This is a genomic window from Pseudomonas sp. D3-10, assembly GCF_051132175.1.
Taxonomy (GTDB): Bacteria; Pseudomonadota; Gammaproteobacteria; order Pseudomonadales; family Pseudomonadaceae; genus Aquipseudomonas.
In genome coordinates this window covers 5,490,957-5,507,307 of sequence record NZ_CP071668.1, presented here as the reverse complement: position 1 = coordinate 5,507,307, position 16,351 = coordinate 5,490,957, and the positions used below count along the sequence as shown (strand labels likewise).

Annotated in this window: 15 protein-coding genes; 8 read left to right on the top strand and 7 right to left on the bottom strand. The window is 61.3% G+C overall.

The genetic code is table 11. The features are described from left to right. The first annotated feature begins 153 nt into the window (after positions 1-153). Positions 154-2,052, top strand: a complete 1,899-nt coding sequence (locus tag J3P90_RS25050; RefSeq protein WP_434675542.1) for an FTR1 family protein — start codon at positions 154-156, stop codon at positions 2,050-2,052. 113 nt (positions 2,053-2,165) lie between these two features. Next, positions 2,166-2,621, top strand: a complete 456-nt coding sequence (locus J3P90_RS25045; protein WP_420765126.1) for a YaiI/YqxD family protein — start codon at positions 2,166-2,168, stop codon at positions 2,619-2,621. A gap of 35 nt (positions 2,622-2,656) precedes the next feature. Here the strand turns inward: J3P90_RS25045 and elbB are convergent, their stop codons facing one another. Beyond that, the gene (gene elbB / locus J3P90_RS25040; protein WP_434561681.1) at positions 2,657-3,325 is read right to left on the bottom strand and encodes an isoprenoid biosynthesis glyoxalase ElbB; all 669 of its coding nucleotides are present in this window, start codon (positions 3,323-3,325) and stop codon (positions 2,657-2,659) included. Positions 3,326-3,450: 125 nt separating this feature from the next. Between elbB and J3P90_RS25035 the strand changes: the two genes are divergently transcribed. Then, entirely contained in the window at positions 3,451-4,683 is a 1,233-nt protein-coding gene (locus tag J3P90_RS25035) for a sterol desaturase family protein (protein WP_434675541.1), read from the top strand. Here J3P90_RS25035 and J3P90_RS25030 read toward each other — a convergent pair. Next, the gene (locus J3P90_RS25030) at positions 4,667-5,287 is read right to left on the bottom strand and encodes a DedA family protein (protein WP_434675540.1); all 621 of its coding nucleotides are present in this window, start codon (positions 5,285-5,287) and stop codon (positions 4,667-4,669) included. The genes J3P90_RS25035 and J3P90_RS25030 overlap by 17 nt on opposite strands. Positions 5,288-5,493: 206 nt before the next feature. Between J3P90_RS25030 and hemB the strand changes: the two genes are divergently transcribed. Beyond that, the gene (hemB, locus tag J3P90_RS25025; protein WP_420765122.1) at positions 5,494-6,507 is read left to right on the top strand and encodes a porphobilinogen synthase; all 1,014 of its coding nucleotides are present in this window, start codon (positions 5,494-5,496) and stop codon (positions 6,505-6,507) included. A 17-nt stretch (positions 6,508-6,524) separates the two neighbouring features. Continuing rightward, a complete protein-coding gene (gene ppk1 / locus J3P90_RS25020; protein WP_434649709.1) occupies positions 6,525-8,741 on the top strand; it encodes a polyphosphate kinase 1 in 2,217 nt (738 codons plus the stop codon). A gap of 182 nt (positions 8,742-8,923) precedes the next feature. On the opposite strand, the gene ppx is transcribed toward ppk1, so the two are convergent. The 5 genes from ppx to J3P90_RS24995 all read right to left on the bottom strand — a co-directional run bounded on the left by ppx (position 8,924) and on the right by J3P90_RS24995 (position 13,389). Continuing rightward, positions 8,924-10,426: an exopolyphosphatase gene (gene ppx / locus J3P90_RS25015; RefSeq protein WP_434608934.1), complete on the bottom strand. Its 1,503-nt coding sequence runs from the start codon at positions 10,424-10,426 to the stop codon at positions 8,924-8,926. A gap of 119 nt (positions 10,427-10,545) precedes the next feature. Next, positions 10,546-11,280, bottom strand: a complete 735-nt coding sequence (locus J3P90_RS25010) for an amino acid ABC transporter ATP-binding protein (RefSeq protein WP_434608936.1) — start codon at positions 11,278-11,280, stop codon at positions 10,546-10,548. Then, the gene (locus tag J3P90_RS25005) at positions 11,267-11,917 is read right to left on the bottom strand and encodes an amino acid ABC transporter permease (protein ID WP_434675539.1); all 651 of its coding nucleotides are present in this window, start codon (positions 11,915-11,917) and stop codon (positions 11,267-11,269) included. The genes J3P90_RS25010 and J3P90_RS25005 overlap by 14 nt, the downstream gene beginning before the upstream one ends. Then, positions 11,914-12,582, bottom strand: a complete 669-nt coding sequence (locus J3P90_RS25000) for an amino acid ABC transporter permease (RefSeq protein WP_434675538.1) — start codon at positions 12,580-12,582, stop codon at positions 11,914-11,916. Before J3P90_RS25000 ends, J3P90_RS25005 begins: the two co-directional genes overlap by 4 nt. Positions 12,583-12,603: 21 nt before the next feature. After that, entirely contained in the window at positions 12,604-13,389 is a 786-nt protein-coding gene (locus J3P90_RS24995; protein WP_434561687.1) for a transporter substrate-binding domain-containing protein, read from the bottom strand. A 254-nt stretch (positions 13,390-13,643) separates the two neighbouring features. On the opposite strand from J3P90_RS24995, the gene J3P90_RS24990 reads away from it, so the two are divergent. The 3 genes from J3P90_RS24990 to rho all read left to right on the top strand — a co-directional run bounded on the left by J3P90_RS24990 (position 13,644) and on the right by rho (position 16,302). Next, complete coding sequence (locus J3P90_RS24990) at positions 13,644-14,351, top strand: FadR/GntR family transcriptional regulator (protein WP_420765115.1); 708 nt, start codon at positions 13,644-13,646, stop codon at positions 14,349-14,351. Positions 14,352-14,472: 121 nt separating this feature from the next. After that, positions 14,473-14,802, top strand: coding sequence for a thioredoxin TrxA (trxA, locus tag J3P90_RS24985; RefSeq protein ID WP_003206727.1), 330 nt, complete (start codon positions 14,473-14,475; stop codon positions 14,800-14,802). A gap of 240 nt (positions 14,803-15,042) precedes the next feature. After that, positions 15,043-16,302, top strand: coding sequence for a transcription termination factor Rho (rho, locus tag J3P90_RS24980; protein ID WP_003206716.1), 1,260 nt, complete (start codon positions 15,043-15,045; stop codon positions 16,300-16,302). Positions 16,303-16,351 lie beyond the last annotated feature (49 nt).

The following is a 16,351-nucleotide window of genomic DNA, read 5'->3' as shown; positions in this document are numbered from 1 at the left end:
GTGGCTTTTTAATCGCCAAATGATGTTTTTGTGATGTCACTTCCAAACCATGAAGATCCGATGAAAATGTGCGTGGAAAGCACATCGGTACTTGAGCCAAGCGCATTGGGAGTGAACAATATGTTACTTCTTATTTCCAATCGAGAGTCATTCATGCCTGCCCCGTTTCGTTTCCTGGCTTGGCTAGCGCTGCCGTTGTTGGCGCTGTGCAGCGTCGATCTGCTGGCCGATACCACTGAAGGCGCTCCCCAGGCCTTGCACCTGCTTGATTACATCGGCGCGGATTACCCAGCGACTGTCGAAGCGGGGAAAGTCATCGACGATTCGGAATACCGCGAGCAACTGGAGTTCACCCAGGTGTTGGAGGGGTTGATTGCTGCGCTGCCGGCCAAGCCGGAAAAGGCTGAGTTGACCCAAGGCATCGGCACGTTGCGCGGGGCTATCACCGAACGCCGGGACGGCGACGACGTCGCCCGCCTGGCTCGGCAGTTGGGGGCAAGGCTGGCGGTGGCGTACGAAGTCAGCCAAGCGCCGATCATTACCCCGGATCCGGCGCGCGGTGCGCCGTTGTACGCGCAGAATTGCTCGGTTTGCCATGGTGACACCGGTGCTGGCGATGGTCCGGCCGGCGTCGGCCTGGAGCCGCCACCGGCGAACCTGCGTGATGGCCAGCGCCTGGATCGCCTGAGCCTCTACGCGATCTACAACACCCTGGGCATGGGCGTCGAGGGCACGGACATGCCAGCTTTCGCCGACCAGCTCGACGACCGCCAGCGCTGGGACCTGGCAACTTACATTGCCAGCTTCAGCGCCGACCCGGCCGCGAAAAAAAGCGAGCTGACCTACAATCTGGCCGATCTGGCCCGCCAGACTCCGGCCGAAATCCTGGCTGCCCAAGGGCCCGCGGCAGCAGCGACGTTTCGCGCCCAACGTGCCCAGCCGCCGCAAGTGCAGCGCGGCCCGGCGCAGTTGCTCGACTACACCGCCACGACGTTGGACAAAAGCATCGCGGCGTATCGCGCCGGTGATCATGACCAGGCCTACGACCTTTCGGTCGCGGCTTACCTGGAAGGCTTCGAGCTGGTGGAGAGTTCGCTCGATAACGTCGACGCCAATGTGCGCAAGGACACCGAAAAGGCGTTGATGGCTTTCCGTCAGTCTTTACAGGATGGCTTGCCAGTGGACCAGGCCCAACAACGCCTGGACGCGGCGAAGGCCAAGTTGAAGGAATCCGCCGGCCTGTTGGGTGGCGATGGCTTGAGCTGGTCGTTGAGCTACATCTCTGGCTTGCTGATCCTGTTGCGCGAGGGGTTGGAAGCGATCCTGGTGCTCGCGGCAATCCTGGCATTCTTGCGCAACACCGGCCAGCAGTCGGCGGTTCGCAGCGTCAACATCGGCTGGGGGCTGGCATTGCTCGCCGGCCTGGCGACGTGGGGGCTGGCCGCCTATGTGATCGACGTCAGCGGCGCCCAGCGTGAGTTGCTCGAAGGCGCCACCGCGTTGTTCGCCAGCGTGATGGTGTTGTGGCTGGGTGTCTGGATGCACGACCGGCGTCACGCCGCGGCCTGGCAGGATTACATCAAAAGCAGCCTGGTGGGCGGCGGTGGCCGTTTCGGATTCGCGATCCTGGCGTTTTTCTCGGTCTATCGCGAATTGTTCGAAGTGATCCTGTTCTACGAGACCCTGTGGTTGCAGGCCGGTCCCGCCGGTCATGACGCCGTATTGGCTGGCGGCGCGACGGCGATGGTGTTGCTGGTCGGGTTGGCCTGGGTGATCTTGCGGGGCTCTGCGAAACTGCCCCTGGCGCTGTTCTTCAGCATCAACGCCGCGTTGCTTTGTGCGCTGTCGGTGGTGTTCGCTGGCCATGGCGTGAAGGCGCTGCAGGAAGCCGGGATATTCGGCACGCGGCCGGTGGCATTCTTCGAGTTCGACTGGCTGGGCATTCATGCCGATGCTTATTCGCTGACCGCCCAGGTGGTGGCGATCCTGGCGATCGTCGTACTGTACGGGCGCAGTTGGGTGGCGGAGAAGCGTCGGGTCCAGGTTTCCTGAACGGCCGCATTCGCTGCGCTCATAATCGCGAGCAAGCTCGCTCCCGCAGGATGTAGGCTGTCTCTGTGGAAGCGAGCTTGCTCGCGATGCTTTTTAGATAGAGGAAACCACTTATGCGCGTATGGATCGACGCTGACGCCTGCCCCAAGGCCGCGAAGGAACTGGTGGTCAAGTTCGCCTTGAAGCGCCAGTTCGAAGTGGTGCTGGTCGCTGGGCAGCCGCAAATAAAGCCGGGCCTGGCCCTGGTCAAGCTGATCGTGGTGCCAAGCGGTCCTGATGCGGCGGATGACTACCTGGTGGAGCACGCCGTCCCGGGTGAGTTGGTCATCTGCAGCGACGTGCCGCTGGCGGACCGCCTGGTCAAGAAGGGCGTCGCCGCCCTCGATCCGAGGGGCAAGGAATTCGACGCGCAGAACATGGGCGATCGACTGGCGGTGCGCAACCTGTTTACCGACTTGCGTGAGCAGGGCCATGTGGGCGGCGGCCCGGCGGCGTACAGCGAGCGGGACAAGCAGGGTTTCGCCAATGCGCTGGATCGGATATTGACGCGGTTGGCTCGCTTGTCCTGATGCTGGCCCCCTCCCACAGGAAAGAGGAAATGGGGTCAGGCGTCGTTCTCGTGGGTCAATTCCAACACCCGGTCCACCAGCTTGTTGATTCCCGAAGCCGCCTCGCTGATGTTCTTCGCCAGCATATAGGCGGGTGTGCTGACGAGTTTGCGCGCAGTGTCCTCGACGATATCGGTGACCAGGCATTCTTCATGGGTGCCGCCCATCTTGGTCACGGCAGCGGCGGTATCGGCATCCGTGCCGATGGTGCACGTCACGCCGGGGCCGTAGATCTTCGCCGCCAGGGCCGGTGAGATGCACATCAGCCCCACGGGTTTCCCCGCTTCGGCGAAAGCCTCGGTGAGCGCCAGGACGTCCGGCTGCACGACGCAACCGGCCCCTTCGACAGCGAAGTTGGACAGGTTTTTCGCCGAGCCGAAACCACCGGGCACGATCAGCGCGTCAAAGTCCTCGGCCTTGGCTTCGCGCAGGTCTTTCACATCGCCTCGGGCGATGCGCGCCGACTCCACCAGCACGTTGCGGCTTTCGGGCATTTCCTCGCCAGTCAGATGGTTGATGACATGCAGCTGGGCAATGTTCGGGGCGAAACATTGGACCTGTGCGCCTCGCTGGTCGAGACGCAGCAAGGTAATCACGCTTTCGTGAATCTCCGCGCCGTCGTACACGCCACAGCCGGAAAGGATCACTGCAACTTTTTTGCTCATGGGCTTTTTCTCCAGATTCATGGCGTTAAATGTCTACTAATTTGTCACTCGTTGCCATAGGGGTCTCGGGCAGCTACACCTAATCTGCCGACTATCTTCCTTGCCTTGCCTGCCCGGGTCGCATCATGAATTTCATTCTGTATGCCGTGCCGTTTTTCTTCGTGTTGATCGCCGTCGAGTTGCTCGCCGATCGTTGGCGCGGCGTGAGCCATTATCGGCTGGCGGACGCCATCAACAGCCTGAGTACCGGCGTGCTGTCGACCACCACCGGGCTGCTGACCAAAGGTGTCGGCTTGGTCACCTATGCCTTTGCACTGGAGCACCTGGCAATCTTCCAACTGCCGGCTGACCAGGCCTGGACCTGGGTGGCTGCCTTCGTCTTCTATGACTCCTGCTACTACTGGCTGCACCGCATGGGCCATGAACGCAATATCCTCTGGGCCGCTCATTCGGTGCATCACCAGAGCGAGGATTACAACCTCTCCACCGCCTTGCGCCAGACCAGCACAGGCTTTCTGCTGAGCTGGATTTTCTATCTGCCGCTGGCGATCCTGGGCGTGCCGCTGGTGGTGTTCGTTAGCGTCGCGGCGCTGAACCTGCTGTATCAGTTCTGGGTCCACACCCAACACATTCCAAAGCTCGGCTGGCTGGAATGGTGCTTCGTCACGCCGTCCAATCATCGTGCCCACCATGCGCAGAACCCTCTCTACATGGATCGCAACTACGGCGGCGTGTTCATTATTTGGGACCGTCTGTTTGGCACCTTCCAGGAAGAGGACGAGGATGAGCCGGTGGTGTTTGGCGTGACTACGCCGCTGGCGAGCTGGAATCCGTTGTGGGCGAACGTGCAGTTCTATGGGCAGCTCTGGGCTGATGCCCGGCGGGCCGAGCGTTGGTGGGACAAGCTGCGGATCTGGTTCATGCCCACCGGTTGGCGCCCGGCCGATGTGGCCGCCAGATACCCGCTGAACAAGCCTGACCTGTCGCAATTCCGCAAATTCGAAGTGCCGCTGGACGCACGCCAGCGGTGGTATGTGGCGCTGCAGTTCTGTATCTACATCGCCTTGGGCAGCTATCTGATGAACCTTGAAAACAGCCTGCCGGTTGCCGCCCTGGTATTGGGCTGGGGGGCGATTGCGTTGGGGCTGTTTGCCTTGGGCGTGGCCCTTGAGAATCGCCCTTGGGCGCTGAAGCTGGAGTTGCTGCGGCTGGCGGCGAACCTGCCGCTGGTAGGGTTGGCGCCGGTGGCAGGGTTGTGGCCAGCGAGCCCGGTGGCTTGGGTGGGGTTGTTGACCTACAGCCTGGTCAGTGGCATCGGGCTTTACTGCTGTCGCAACCGACTCACTCGCCTGGCGTAGATTCGCTGGCCCTGGCTTGTTCCTGTCGCTCGGTCTCGAGATTTTTCCTGGCCAGCCGGGCATTTTTGATGCGACGGCGCAGCCACAGGCCCAAGCCCAGCAACAGCAGGGCGCAGAGTACCCAAAGTTCGTATTTCTTGATACTGCCCAGCATGCCTTCGAGCACCGCGCCAAAGTGATACGCGGCGGCAGCCAGCGCCGTGGCCCAAATCGCCGCACCGATACCGTTGAGCAACAGATAGCGGCCCGGTGGATAGCCTGACAAGCCGATCGCCACTGGCATCACGGTGCGCAGGCCATAGACGAAGCGGAAGCTCAGGACCCAGATGTCCGGATGCCGGCGGATGTGCTCCAGCGCCCGATCACCCATCAACTGCCAACGCGGTTTGCGCGCCAGCAGCTTGCGACCGTGCTTGCGCCCCAGGAAATACCACAGCTGGTCACCGGCGTAGCTGCCGCAAAACGCCACGACGACCACCAGGTTGATGTCCATGTAGCCACGGAACGCCAGGAAACCTGCGAGCACGAGGATGGTTTCACCTTCGAAGAACGTGCCGATGAACAAGGCCAGGTAGCCGAAGTCGTGGAGAAATTGTTGGAGCATTGTCTGGGTGCTGGCGAAATGAACGCGCAGCCTAACCCTTCAGGCACATCCAGGAAAGTATCGAAATGTGTCTCGACGTGAACATTTCCTACAGAAGACAATGACTGCGACTACCGGTCACGCTTTAGCACAACTGTCATGTGTTCGTCATAATGGCCGCTTATAACTGTCACGCTCGCCCGTTTTTGCGGGCTCAGGAGTCTGCCGTGAGCTTTACCCCCGCCAACCGTCTGTTTCCCGCCACTCGCCTGCGTCGCAATCGCCGGGATGAGTTCTCTCGTCGGCTCGTGCGCGAAAACGTGCTGACCACCGACGACCTGATCCTGCCGGTGTTCGTGCTGGACGGCGAGAATCGCCGTGAGGCGGTGGCCTCGATGCCAGGCGTGGAGCGCCTGACTATCGACCTGTTGCTGGAAGCGGCGGCCGAGTGGGTCGAGCTGGGTATCCCGGCGTTGGCACTGTTTCCTGTCACGCCGCCGGGCCTGAAATCCCTGGATGCCGCCGAAGCGTGGAACCCCGAGGGCATCGCACAGCGCGCGACCCGTGCCCTGCGCGCACGTTTCCCGGAGCTGGGGGTGATTACCGACGTGGCGCTGGACCCGTTCACCACCCACGGGCAGGACGGCATTCTCGACGAAGAAGGCTATGTGCAGAACGACATCACCGTCGATGCGCTGGTCAGGCAGGCGCTGTCCCACGCCGAGGCCGGTGCCCAGGTGGTGGCGCCGTCGGACATGATGGACGGCAGGATCCAGGCAATCCGCGAAGCCTTGGAAGTGGCCGGGCATGTCAATGTGCGCATCATGGCCTACTCGGCCAAGTACGCCAGCGCCTATTACGGCCCGTTCCGCGACGCGGTCGGCTCGGCCCTGAACCTGGGCAAGGCCAACAAGGCCTCCTATCAGATGGACCCGGCCAATGCCCACGAAGCCTTGCACGAAGTGGCTGCCGACTTGTCAGAAGGGGCAGACATGGTCATGGTCAAGCCGGGGATGCCTTACCTCGACATTCTCTGTCGGGTAAAGGATGAATTCAAAGTGCCGACCTTTGTTTATCAGGTCAGCGGCGAGTATGCGATGCACATGGCGGCGATCCAGAACGGCTGGCTGAGCGAAGGGGTGATTCTCGAATCCCTGACCGCTTTCAAGCGCGCGGGTGCTGATGGCATCCTGACGTACTTTGCCGTGCGCGCCGCCCAATTGTTACGAGAGCAGAAATAGCCTCCCAGGAACTTGCGATGAATACCGAAGGACTCACAGAAGTTGCCGTAAAAGACGCTCAGCCCGTGGTCGAGCCAGTCGCCGAAACGCCACCGGAGCTGGAACCGGCCCCCGCTGCGGCGCCCGAGCCGGCCCCAGCGCCGGCGATTGCGGTGCCCAACCTGGATGACAGCAGCCTGTACATCCATCGTGAGCTGTCGCAACTGCAATTCAACATCCGCGTCCTTGAACAGGCGCTGGATGAGTCCTACCCACTGCTGGAGCGGCTGAAATTCCTGCTGATCTTCTCCAGCAACCTGGACGAGTTCTTCGAGATTCGCGTCGCCGGGCTGAAAAAGCAGATCACCTTCGCCCGCGAGCAGGCCGGTGCCGACGGCCTGCAACCGCACCAGGCCCTGGCACGCATCAGCGAACTGGTACACGGTCATGTCGATCGCCAGTACGCGATCCTCAACGACATCCTGTTGCCGGAGCTGGAAAAGCACCAGGTGCGCTTCATCCGTCGCCGCTACTGGACCACCAAGCTCAAGACCTGGGTACGCCGTTACTTCCGTGACGAAATCGCTCCGATCATCACCCCGATCGGCCTCGACCCGACTCACCCGTTCCCATTGCTGGTGAACAAGAGCCTGAACTTCATCGTCGAGCTGGAAGGCATCGACGCCTTTGGCCGTGATTCCGGCCTGGCGATCATCCCGGCGCCACGCCTGCTGCCGCGGATCATCCGCGTCCCGGAAGACGTCGGCGGCCCGGGCGACAACTATGTGTTCCTGTCGTCGATGATCCACGCCCACGCCGATGACCTGTTCCAGGGCATGAAGGTGAAGGGCTGCTACCAATTCCGCCTGACCCGCAACGCCGACCTGTCGGTGGACACCGAGGATGTAGAAGACCTGGCCCGCGCCCTGCGCGGCGAGTTGTTCTCCCGTCGCTATGGCGATGCGGTGCGCCTGGAAGTGGCCGATACCTGTCCGAAACACCTGTCCGACTACCTGCTCAAGCAGTTCAACCTGCATGAGACCGAGCTGTACCAGGTCAATGGTCCGGTGAACCTGACGCGGCTGTTCAGCATCACCGGCCTGGACAGCCATCCGGAGCTGCAATATTCGCCGTTTACACCGCAGATCCCGAAACTGCTGCAAAACAGCGAAAACATTTTCAGTGTCGTCAGCAAGCAGGACATCCTGCTGTTGCACCCCTTCGAGTCGTTCACCCCGGTGGTCGACTTGCTGCGCCAGGCCGCCAAGGACCCACATGTCCTGGCGGTGCGCCAGACGCTGTACCGCAGTGGCGCCAACTCCGAGATCGTCGATGCCCTGGTGGACGCGGCGCGAAACGGCAAGGAGGTCACGGCGGTGATCGAATTGCGCGCGCGCTTCGATGAAGAGTCCAACCTGCAACTGGCCAGCCGTCTGCAAGCGGCCGGTGCGGTGGTGATTTACGGCGTGGTGGGCTTCAAGACCCACGCCAAGATGATGCTCATCCTGCGGCGCGAGGCCGGCGAGATCGTGCGCTACGCCCACTTGGGCACCGGCAACTACCACGCGGCCAACGCCCGCCTGTACACCGACTACAGCTTGCTGACGTCCGACGACGCCTTGTGTGAAGACGTCGGCAAGTTGTTCAGCCAGTTGATCGGCATGGGCAAGACGTTGCGGATGAAGAAGCTGCTGCATGCACCATTCACCCTCAAGAAGGGCATGCTCGACATGATCGCCCGGGAAACCCAGTTCGCCCTGGACGGCAAGCCTGCGCACATCATCGCCAAGTTCAACTCGTTGACCGATCCGAAAGTCATCCGTGCGTTGTACAAGGCCAGCCAGTCGGGCGTGCGCATCGACCTGGTGGTGCGTGGCATGTGCTGCCTGCGGCCGGGTATCCCGGGGGTGTCCCATAACATCCACGTGCGCTCGATCATCGGGCGTTTCCTGGAGCACACGCGGGTGTTCTATTTCCTCAATGGTGGCGAAGAGCAGATGTTTCTTTCCAGTGCCGACTGGATGGAGCGCAACCTCGACAAGCGCGTCGAGACCTGCTTCCCGGTGGAGGGCAAGAAGCTGATCCTGCGGGTCAAGAAAGAGCTGGAGAGTTACCTCACCGACAACACTCACAGCTGGAGCTTGCAGTCGGACGGTCGCTACATCCGCAACACACCGACCGGCAACCAGAACCCGCGCAGCGCCCAGGCGACTTTGCTGGAGCGCTTGAGCAGCCCGGTGTTGGCGGTTAGTTAAAGCCCGGAGTAGATTGGTTTTTCGTGGCGAGGGAGCTTGCTCCCGCTGGGCTGCGTGAAGCAGCCCCGAAGCCATTCAGCTCGGTGGGTCAGGAAAAATTCCATTTCAGGCAGATCCTGCGGCTGCTGCGCAGCCGAGCGGGAGCAAGCTCCCTCGCCACGGGGGAGCTTGCTGTGTGCCGATCAGTGAATGTTCAGCAAAATCCCCACCCGCGTCAGCCATTCGGCTTCCTGGGCAAAGTCCGCCTGGGTCAGTTGGTTCTCGTCCAGCCAGCCTTCGGGGAATATCACATCCAACTGATCGCCGTCGGCGTGCAGGGTAACCTGGGGCATTTGCTGGGTGCCGCGGATGTGGTGGAACAGGATCGCGAAGCGCAACAGCACGCACAGGCGAATCAGCTTGATGCCGTCATTGCCGAATTCGGCGAATTTGTCCTTGGGAATATTGCGTCGATGACCACGTACCAATAGCGCCAGCATTTGCTGGTCTTCGCGTGAGAAACCCGCCAGATCGGAGTGCTCGATCAGGTAGGCGCCGTGCTTGTGGTAATGGTAGTGGGCGATGTCCAGGCCCACTTCATGCACCTTGGCGGCCCAACCCAGCAGTTCGCGCCAAACGCCGTCGTTCAGGTCCCAATCGTCGGCCACCTGGTCGAAGGCATGCAGCGCCTTGCGCTCGACCCGCGCCGCCTGCTCCTGGTCGACGTGATAACGCTCCATGAGCGAGCCCAGGGTGCGTTCGCGCACGTCTTCGTGATGATGCCGCCCGAGCAAGTCGTAGAGCACGCCCTCACGCAGGGCGCCTTCGCAATGGTCCATGCGTTGCAATTCGAGCGCGTCGAAGATCGCCTCGAGAATCGCAAGGCCCGCCGGGAAAATCGCCCGGCGATCAGGCTTGATGCCCTCGAAGTCGATCTTGTCCGAATCGCCAAGCTTGAACACCTTGCGCTTGAGCCAGGCCAGGCCCTCGGCGTTGACTTCACCGGTGCCGTGGCCGCCAGCCTTGAGCGCCAGGCCGATGGCGCGGATGGTCCCCGAGGAGCCGATGGCTTCGTCCCAGGTCAACCGGTGCAAGGCATGTTCGATGCTCATGATTTCCAGGCGAGCTGCGGTGTACGCCTGGGCATAGCGGGCCGGGGTGATCTTGCCGTCGCGGAAATAACGCTGGGTGTAGCTGACGCAACCCATCTGGAGGCTTTCGCGCAACAGCGGTTCGAAGCGCTGGCCGATGATGAACTCGGTGCTGCCACCGCCAATGTCCGCCACCAGGCGTTTGCCGGGGGTGTCAGCCAGGGTGTGGGAAACGCCGAGGTAGATCAGGCGGGCCTCTTCACGGCCGGAAATGACTTCCACCGGATGGCCGAGGATCGCTTCGGCGCGATGGATGAACTCGCCACGGTTGCGCGCCTCGCGCAGGGCGTTGGTGCCCACGATCCGCACCGCGCCCAAGGGCATGCCGTTGATCAACTGGGCGAATCGCTTGAGGCAATCGAGCCCGCGTTGGATGGACTCCTCGCTCAACCTGCGTTCTTCGTCGATCCCGGCGGCCAGCTGAACCTTTTCACCGAGCCGCTCAAGAATGCGGATTTCCCCGTTCTGGGCCTTCGCGACGACCATATGGAAGCTGTTGGAGCCCAGGTCGATAGCGGCGATCAGGGACAGATTCTTGGCTTGGGATGGCGGCATGGTCAGAGAGTCTCGGTCGATAACCTTGCCATCCTGCCACGATCGACCGCCTACGCCAACGCACCTGATCCAAACCCTTGATCCAGAGCCGTTCACAGAGTGTTCTTTGGCAGCAAAAATCAGGCAGGCTCCACCGTCCCGATGAAGTTCGCCAGCTCCGCCGTCTGCGGATCGGCGAACAGCAACTTGGGATCACCCACCTCGTGCACCTTGCCCTGGTGCATGAACACCAGTTTGTCGCCCACTTCCCGGGCGAAACGCATTTCATGGGTGACCATGACCAGTGTCATGCCTTCCTTGGCCAGTTGACGCACTACGCTGAGCACCTCGTTGACCAGCTCTGGGTCCAGCGCCGAGGTGATTTCATCGCAAAGCAAGACTTTCGGCGACATCGCCAAGGCACGGGCGATCGCCACCCGTTGCTGCTGCCCGCCAGACAAGCGGTCGGGGAAGGCGTCGAATTTTTCGCCAAGCCCGACCCGTTCGAGCATCTGGCGGGCCAGTTCCACCGCCTTGGCCTTGGGCACTTTTTGTACAACCTGCGGCGCGAGCATGACGTTTTCGCCGACGGTCAGGTGCGGGAACAGATTGAACTGCTGGAACACCATCCCGACTTTCTGCCGCAGGCTGCGCAGGTCGGCGCGGGCCGCGTCGAGGTATTCGCCGTCCACTTCGATTACGCCGTCGTTGATCGATTCCAGGCCATTGAGGGTGCGCAGCAGGGTGGATTTGCCCGAGCCGCTGCGACCGATGATCGCCACCACCTGGCCTTCTTCGATACTCAGGTCGATGCCTTTGAGTACATGGTGATCGCCGTAGTATTTATGCAGGGCGGAAATTCTAAGCAGAGGCATGCAGTCTCCTTTCCAGGTAGCGCGCGCTGAGGGACAGGGGGTAGCAAAGGAGGAAGTAACCGAGGGCGACCAGGCCATACACCATGAACGGCTCGAACGTGGCGTTGGCGAGCATGCCGCCGGTCTTGGTCAGTTCGGTAAAACCGATGATCGACGTCACGGCCGTGCCCTTGACCACCTGCACGGAAAAGCCCACGGTCGGCGCCACGGCGATGCGCAGGGCCTGGGGCAGGATCACGTAGCGCAACTGCTCCAACGGGTTGAGGGCCAGGCTCGCGGAGGCCTCCCATTGGCCGTTGGCAATCGAGTCGACACAACCGCGCCAGATCTCCGCCAGGTAAGCGCTGGTGAACAGCGTCAAGGCAATCGCCGCCGCCATCCACGGCGAAATCTCCATCCCGGCCAGGGCCACGCCGAAGAACACCAAAAACAGCTGCATCAACAGCGGCGTGCCTTGGAACAGCTCGATATACGTGCGGGCAATGTTGCGGGGCAGGGCGCGTTTGGAGATGCGTAGCACCATCACCAACAAGCCGACCACACCACCGCCGATAAACGCCACCAGCGAAAGCGCCAGAGTCCATTGCAGGCCGGTGAGCAGGTTGCGCACCACGTCCCAGAACGTGAAATCGCTCATTGGCTGCTCCTGGCGATGTAGCGACGCCCGACCCAATTCAGGAACTGGCGGATCAGCAGTGCCATGCACAGGTAGATCAGCGTCGTCAGTGCGTAGGTTTCAAAGGCGCGGAAATTGCGCGATTGGATGAAGTTGGCGGCGAAACTCAGCTCTTCGGTGGCGATCTGCGAACAGACCGCCGAGCCGAGCATCACGATGATGATCTGGCTGCTCAAGGCCGGCCAGACCTTGCCCAGCGCCGGCAGCAGCACCACGTGGCGGAACGCTTCGAAGCGGCTCATCGCCAACGCCGCGGCGGCTTCCAGTTGCCCTCGTGCAATGGCCTGGATACCGGCCCGGATGATCTCGGTGGAATACGCCCCCAGGTTGATCACCATCGCCAGCACCGCCGCTTGCCACTCGGAAATCTGCAAGCCAAGGGACGGCAAGCCGAAGAAGATGAAAAACAGTTGGACCAGGAACGGCGTGTTGCGGATCAGCTCCACGTACACGCCAAAGACCGCCGCGAACGGACGGATATTCCACGCCCGCACCACCGCGCCGACGATGCCCAGGCCAACCCCGAGCAACGCGCCGATGGCTGTCAGTTCCACGGTGAACAGCGCACCGCGCAACAGCAGCTCGGTGTTTTGCACCACCGGCAGAAAATCGAACTGGTAAGCCATGCTCAGCCTCTCAAAGGACGATCAGAGGTCGGCCGGCAGCGGTTGCTTGAGCCAGGTCTGCGCGTTCTTTTCCAGGCTTCCGTCCGTCTTGGCGGTGGCGAGAATCTGGTTGACCTTGTCCAGCAACGCCGGCTCGTTCTTGTTCACGCCCACGTAGACCGGAGAATCCTTGAGTTTCACTTTCAGCGCCGGGACGCGCTTGGGGTTGCGCTCGCTGATGGCGACCATCACCACGTTACCGCTGGCGATCAGGTCCACCTGACCGGCCAGGTAGGCGGCGATCGTCGAGTTGTTGTCTTCGAAACGCTTGATGGTGGCGCCTTCGGGGGCGACCTTGGTCAACTCGATGTCCTCGATAGCGCCACGGGTGACGCTGATGGTCTTGCCCTTGAGGTCGTCCAGGCCGGTGATTGCGGCATCGGGCGGGCCGAACACGGCGAGGTAGAAGGGCGCATAGGCGCTGGAGAAATCGATGACCTTTTCACGCTCCGGATTCTTGCCCAGGCTGGAAATCACCAGGTCGACCTTGCCTGTGGTCAGGAAAGGGATGCGGTTGGTGCTGTTGACCGGCGTCAATTCCAGCTTGACCTTGAGCTGGTCGGCCAGCAGTTTCGCCGTGTCGATATCCAGGCCGCGCGGCTTCATGTCCGGGCCGACCGAACCGAACGGTGGAAAATCCTGGGGCACCGCGACCTTCAGCGTGCCGCGTTTTACCACGTCTTCCAGGCCATCGGCGTGGGCGGGCAATTGGCAAAGCATCAGGCTGGCAAACAGGGCAGTGAGCAGGACGCTGCAACGCTGGATCATGGTGAATCTCCGCGGTCGATGGTGTGATTTCTCCGATCGGACACAGCACAGGGCATGCCAAACCGGGCGTCTGTCCGCCAAAGCCACGGTTTTGCAGGCACCGGTCGGTCTGACTGGTCTGAACAGTTGGGTGGTTTTTCGCACCGTTATCGAGCGTCGCTTCGGGCGGCCGAACCCCGCTGGGGCACGACTTGCCGGGGGCTTCGAATAGCTTTACAACTAGCCGCTCATTCGTCCGGGTTGTCTGGAAAACCATGAATTCCATCGCTCGTGCCGTGCCTGAAGTGGCGCTGCAAGCCATCCGCAAACTCATCGTCGACGAAGGCTTCGGCCCGGGCGATGCGCTGCCCTCTCAACGGGACCTGGCCTTGCAACTGGGCGTCAGCCGGGCGTCTCTGCGCGAGGCGCTGTCATCGTTGAGCGCCCTGGGGTTGATCAGCGTCCAACCGGGTAGGGGCGTTTTCGTCCAGGGAGCAGCGCAGGTCGCGCGCGACGACTCGACAGCGCGCTGGCCGTTCGCCGCCCAGGCCTCGCCGGTGGATATCTTCCAGCTGCGCTATGCCCTTGAAGGTTTCGCGGCCGGATTGGCGGCCGTGACGTTGAGCGCCGATGAACTCGACGCACTGGATGACAACGTCGAGGCCATGCGCCGCGAATTGAAGGCCGGGGAGTTCGACGCAGCGGCACAACTGGATTTCGAATTTCACCGGCGCATTCTGCTGGCCAGCGGCAACCAGGCGATGTTGAGCATTCTCACCGCCAGCGCCGATATCTTCCTTGAGAGTCAGAAGCTACCGTTCATCAGGGCGGAGCGGGCGATGGAAACGTGGCAGGAACACCGCAAGATCCTTCGCGCCCTGGCCCGTCGCGCATCGGTTTCGGCGCACAAAACCATGCAAGAACATGTACGTAATGCTGCGTTGCGCACCGGTATTTCCTTCATCGCCCCGACCGCTTCCTGACGTGGGCCATACGTAAACCCATCGGTCACCATAGGGAGACTCAATCAACTGCGGCTTCCTGAACCTGGGAAGGGCAGCTATGATGGGCCACGTTTTTTTGCTGATTACCCCGGAGATTTCCATGAGCAGCGATCTGATCAAACACGTTAGCGACGCTAGCTTCGAAGCTGACGTACTCAAAGCCGAAGGCGCAGTGCTGGTCGACTATTGGGCTGAGTGGTGCGGTCCTTGCAAAATGATCGCTCCGGTCCTGGACGAAATTGCCGAGACCTACAAGGGCAAGCTGACCGTTGCCAAGCTGAACATCGACGAAAACCAGGAAACCCCGGCCAAGCATGGCGTGCGTGGCATTCCGACCCTGATGCTGTTCAAGAACGGCAACGTCGAAGCCACCAAGGTCGGCGCGCTGTCGAAGTCGCAACTGGCCGCGTTCCTCGACGCCAACATCTAAGCGCCGAATGCCTTGCCAAAAGCCCCGCAAATCGCGGGGCTTTTTCGTTATCCGGGGCTAGACGCTCGCAAATCCAGGTGTTACATTCGGCCCCGCACTGGTTTCTCCATTGCCCCCTGCAAGCCGTCGCCGACGCTCTCCTTTCGAATAAGTACGCGATCCTGTCGCCTTCTCCGCGGCGCGGCCTCATTAAGCCAAAAGCTTAATTTCCCCCTCCATAAATGATTACGTCATTCCTATATGAATCTGACTGAACTCAAGCAAAAGCCGATTACCGAACTGCTCGAATTGGCCGAACAGATGGGCATAGAAAATATGGCCCGTTCGCGCAAGCAGGACGTGATTTTCTCCCTGCTCAAGAAGCACGCGAAAAGCGGCGAGGAAATCTCCGGTGATGGCGTGCTGGAGATTCTCCAGGACGGCTTCGGCTTCCTCCGCTCCGCAGACGCTTCCTATCTCGCCGGCCCGGACGATATCTACGTCTCGCCGAGCCAGATCCGTCGCTTCAACTTGCGCACCGGTGACACCATCGTTGGCAAGATCCGCCCTCCTAAGGAAGGCGAGCGTTACTTCGCACTGCTCAAGGTCGACACCATCAACTTCGACCGTCCGGAAAACGCGAAGAACAAGATTCTCTTCGAGAACCTGACTCCGCTGTTCCCGACCGTGCGCATGAAGATGGAAGCCGGCAACGGTTCCACCGAAGACCTCACCGGTCGTGTCATCGACCTGTGCGCACCTATCGGCAAGGGCCAGCGTGGCCTGATCGTGGCGCCGCCGAAGGCGGGCAAGACGATCATGCTGCAGAACATCGCGGCCAACATCGCCCGTAACAACCCTGAAGTCCACCTGATCGTGTTGCTGATCGATGAGCGTCCGGAAGAAGTGACCGAGATGCAGCGCACCGTGCGCGGCGAAGTGGTTGCCTCGACGTTCGACGAGCCGCCGACCCGTCACGTGCAGGTTGCCGAAATGGTGATCGAGAAGGCCAAGCGCCTGGTCGAGCACAAGAAGGACGTGGTGATTCTGCTCGACTCCATCACCCGTCTGGCCCGTGCCTACAACACCGTCATCCCGAGTTCCGGCAAGGTACTGACCGGTGGTGTCGATGCCCATGCCCTGGAAAAGCCGAAGCGTTTCTTTGGCGCCGCGCGGAACATCGAAGAAGGCGGCTCGCTGACCATCATCGCCACCGCGCTGGTCGAAACCGGCTCGAAGATGGACGAAGTGATCTACGAAGAGTTCAAGGGTACCGGTAACATGGAACTGCCCCTTGACCGTCGCATCGCCGAGAAACGTGTATTCCCGGCCATCAACATCAACCGTTCCGGTACCCGTCGCGAAGAATTGCTGACGGCCGATGACGAGTTGCAGCGCATGTGGATCCTGCGCAAGCTGCTGCATCCGATGGATGAAGTCGCGGCCATCGAGTTCCTGGTCGACAAGCTGAAAACGACCAAGACCAACGATGAGTTCTTCCTGTCGATGAAACGCAAGTAAATCGAGCAGGCCAGCAAGAGCCGGGGAAACCCGGCTTTTTGCTGTCCGT

Bases quoted from the DNA above. Each gene is read 5' to 3' on its own strand.
- J3P90_RS25000 (WP_434675538.1), bottom strand. From the start codon at position 12,582: ATGGCTTACCAGTTCGATTTTCTGCCGGTGGTGCAAAACACCGAGCTG.
- J3P90_RS25045 (WP_420765126.1), top strand. From the start codon at position 2,166: ATGCGCGTATGGATCGACGCTGACGCCTGCCCCAAGGCCGCGAAGGAA.
- J3P90_RS25050 (WP_434675542.1), top strand. From the start codon at position 154: ATGCCTGCCCCGTTTCGTTTCCTGGCTTGGCTAGCGCTGCCGTTGTTG.
- J3P90_RS25005 (WP_434675539.1), bottom strand. From the start codon at position 11,917: ATGAGCGATTTCACGTTCTGGGACGTGGTGCGCAACCTGCTCACCGGC.
- ppk1 (WP_434649709.1), top strand. From the start codon at position 6,525: ATGAATACCGAAGGACTCACAGAAGTTGCCGTAAAAGACGCTCAGCCC.
- J3P90_RS24990 (WP_420765115.1), top strand. From the start codon at position 13,644: ATGAATTCCATCGCTCGTGCCGTGCCTGAAGTGGCGCTGCAAGCCATC.
- J3P90_RS25035 (WP_434675541.1), top strand. From the start codon at position 3,451: ATGAATTTCATTCTGTATGCCGTGCCGTTTTTCTTCGTGTTGATCGCC.
- J3P90_RS25010 (WP_434608936.1), bottom strand. From the start codon at position 11,280: ATGCCTCTGCTTAGAATTTCCGCCCTGCATAAATACTACGGCGATCAC.
- elbB (WP_434561681.1), bottom strand. From the start codon at position 3,325: ATGAGCAAAAAAGTTGCAGTGATCCTTTCCGGCTGTGGCGTGTACGAC.
- ppx (WP_434608934.1), bottom strand. From the start codon at position 10,426: ATGCCGCCATCCCAAGCCAAGAATCTGTCCCTGATCGCCGCTATCGAC.
- trxA (WP_003206727.1), top strand. From the start codon at position 14,473: ATGAGCAGCGATCTGATCAAACACGTTAGCGACGCTAGCTTCGAAGCT.
- J3P90_RS24995 (WP_434561687.1), bottom strand. From the start codon at position 13,389: ATGATCCAGCGTTGCAGCGTCCTGCTCACTGCCCTGTTTGCCAGCCTG.
- rho (WP_003206716.1), top strand. From the start codon at position 15,043: ATGAATCTGACTGAACTCAAGCAAAAGCCGATTACCGAACTGCTCGAA.
- J3P90_RS25030 (WP_434675540.1), bottom strand. From the start codon at position 5,287: ATGCTCCAACAATTTCTCCACGACTTCGGCTACCTGGCCTTGTTCATC.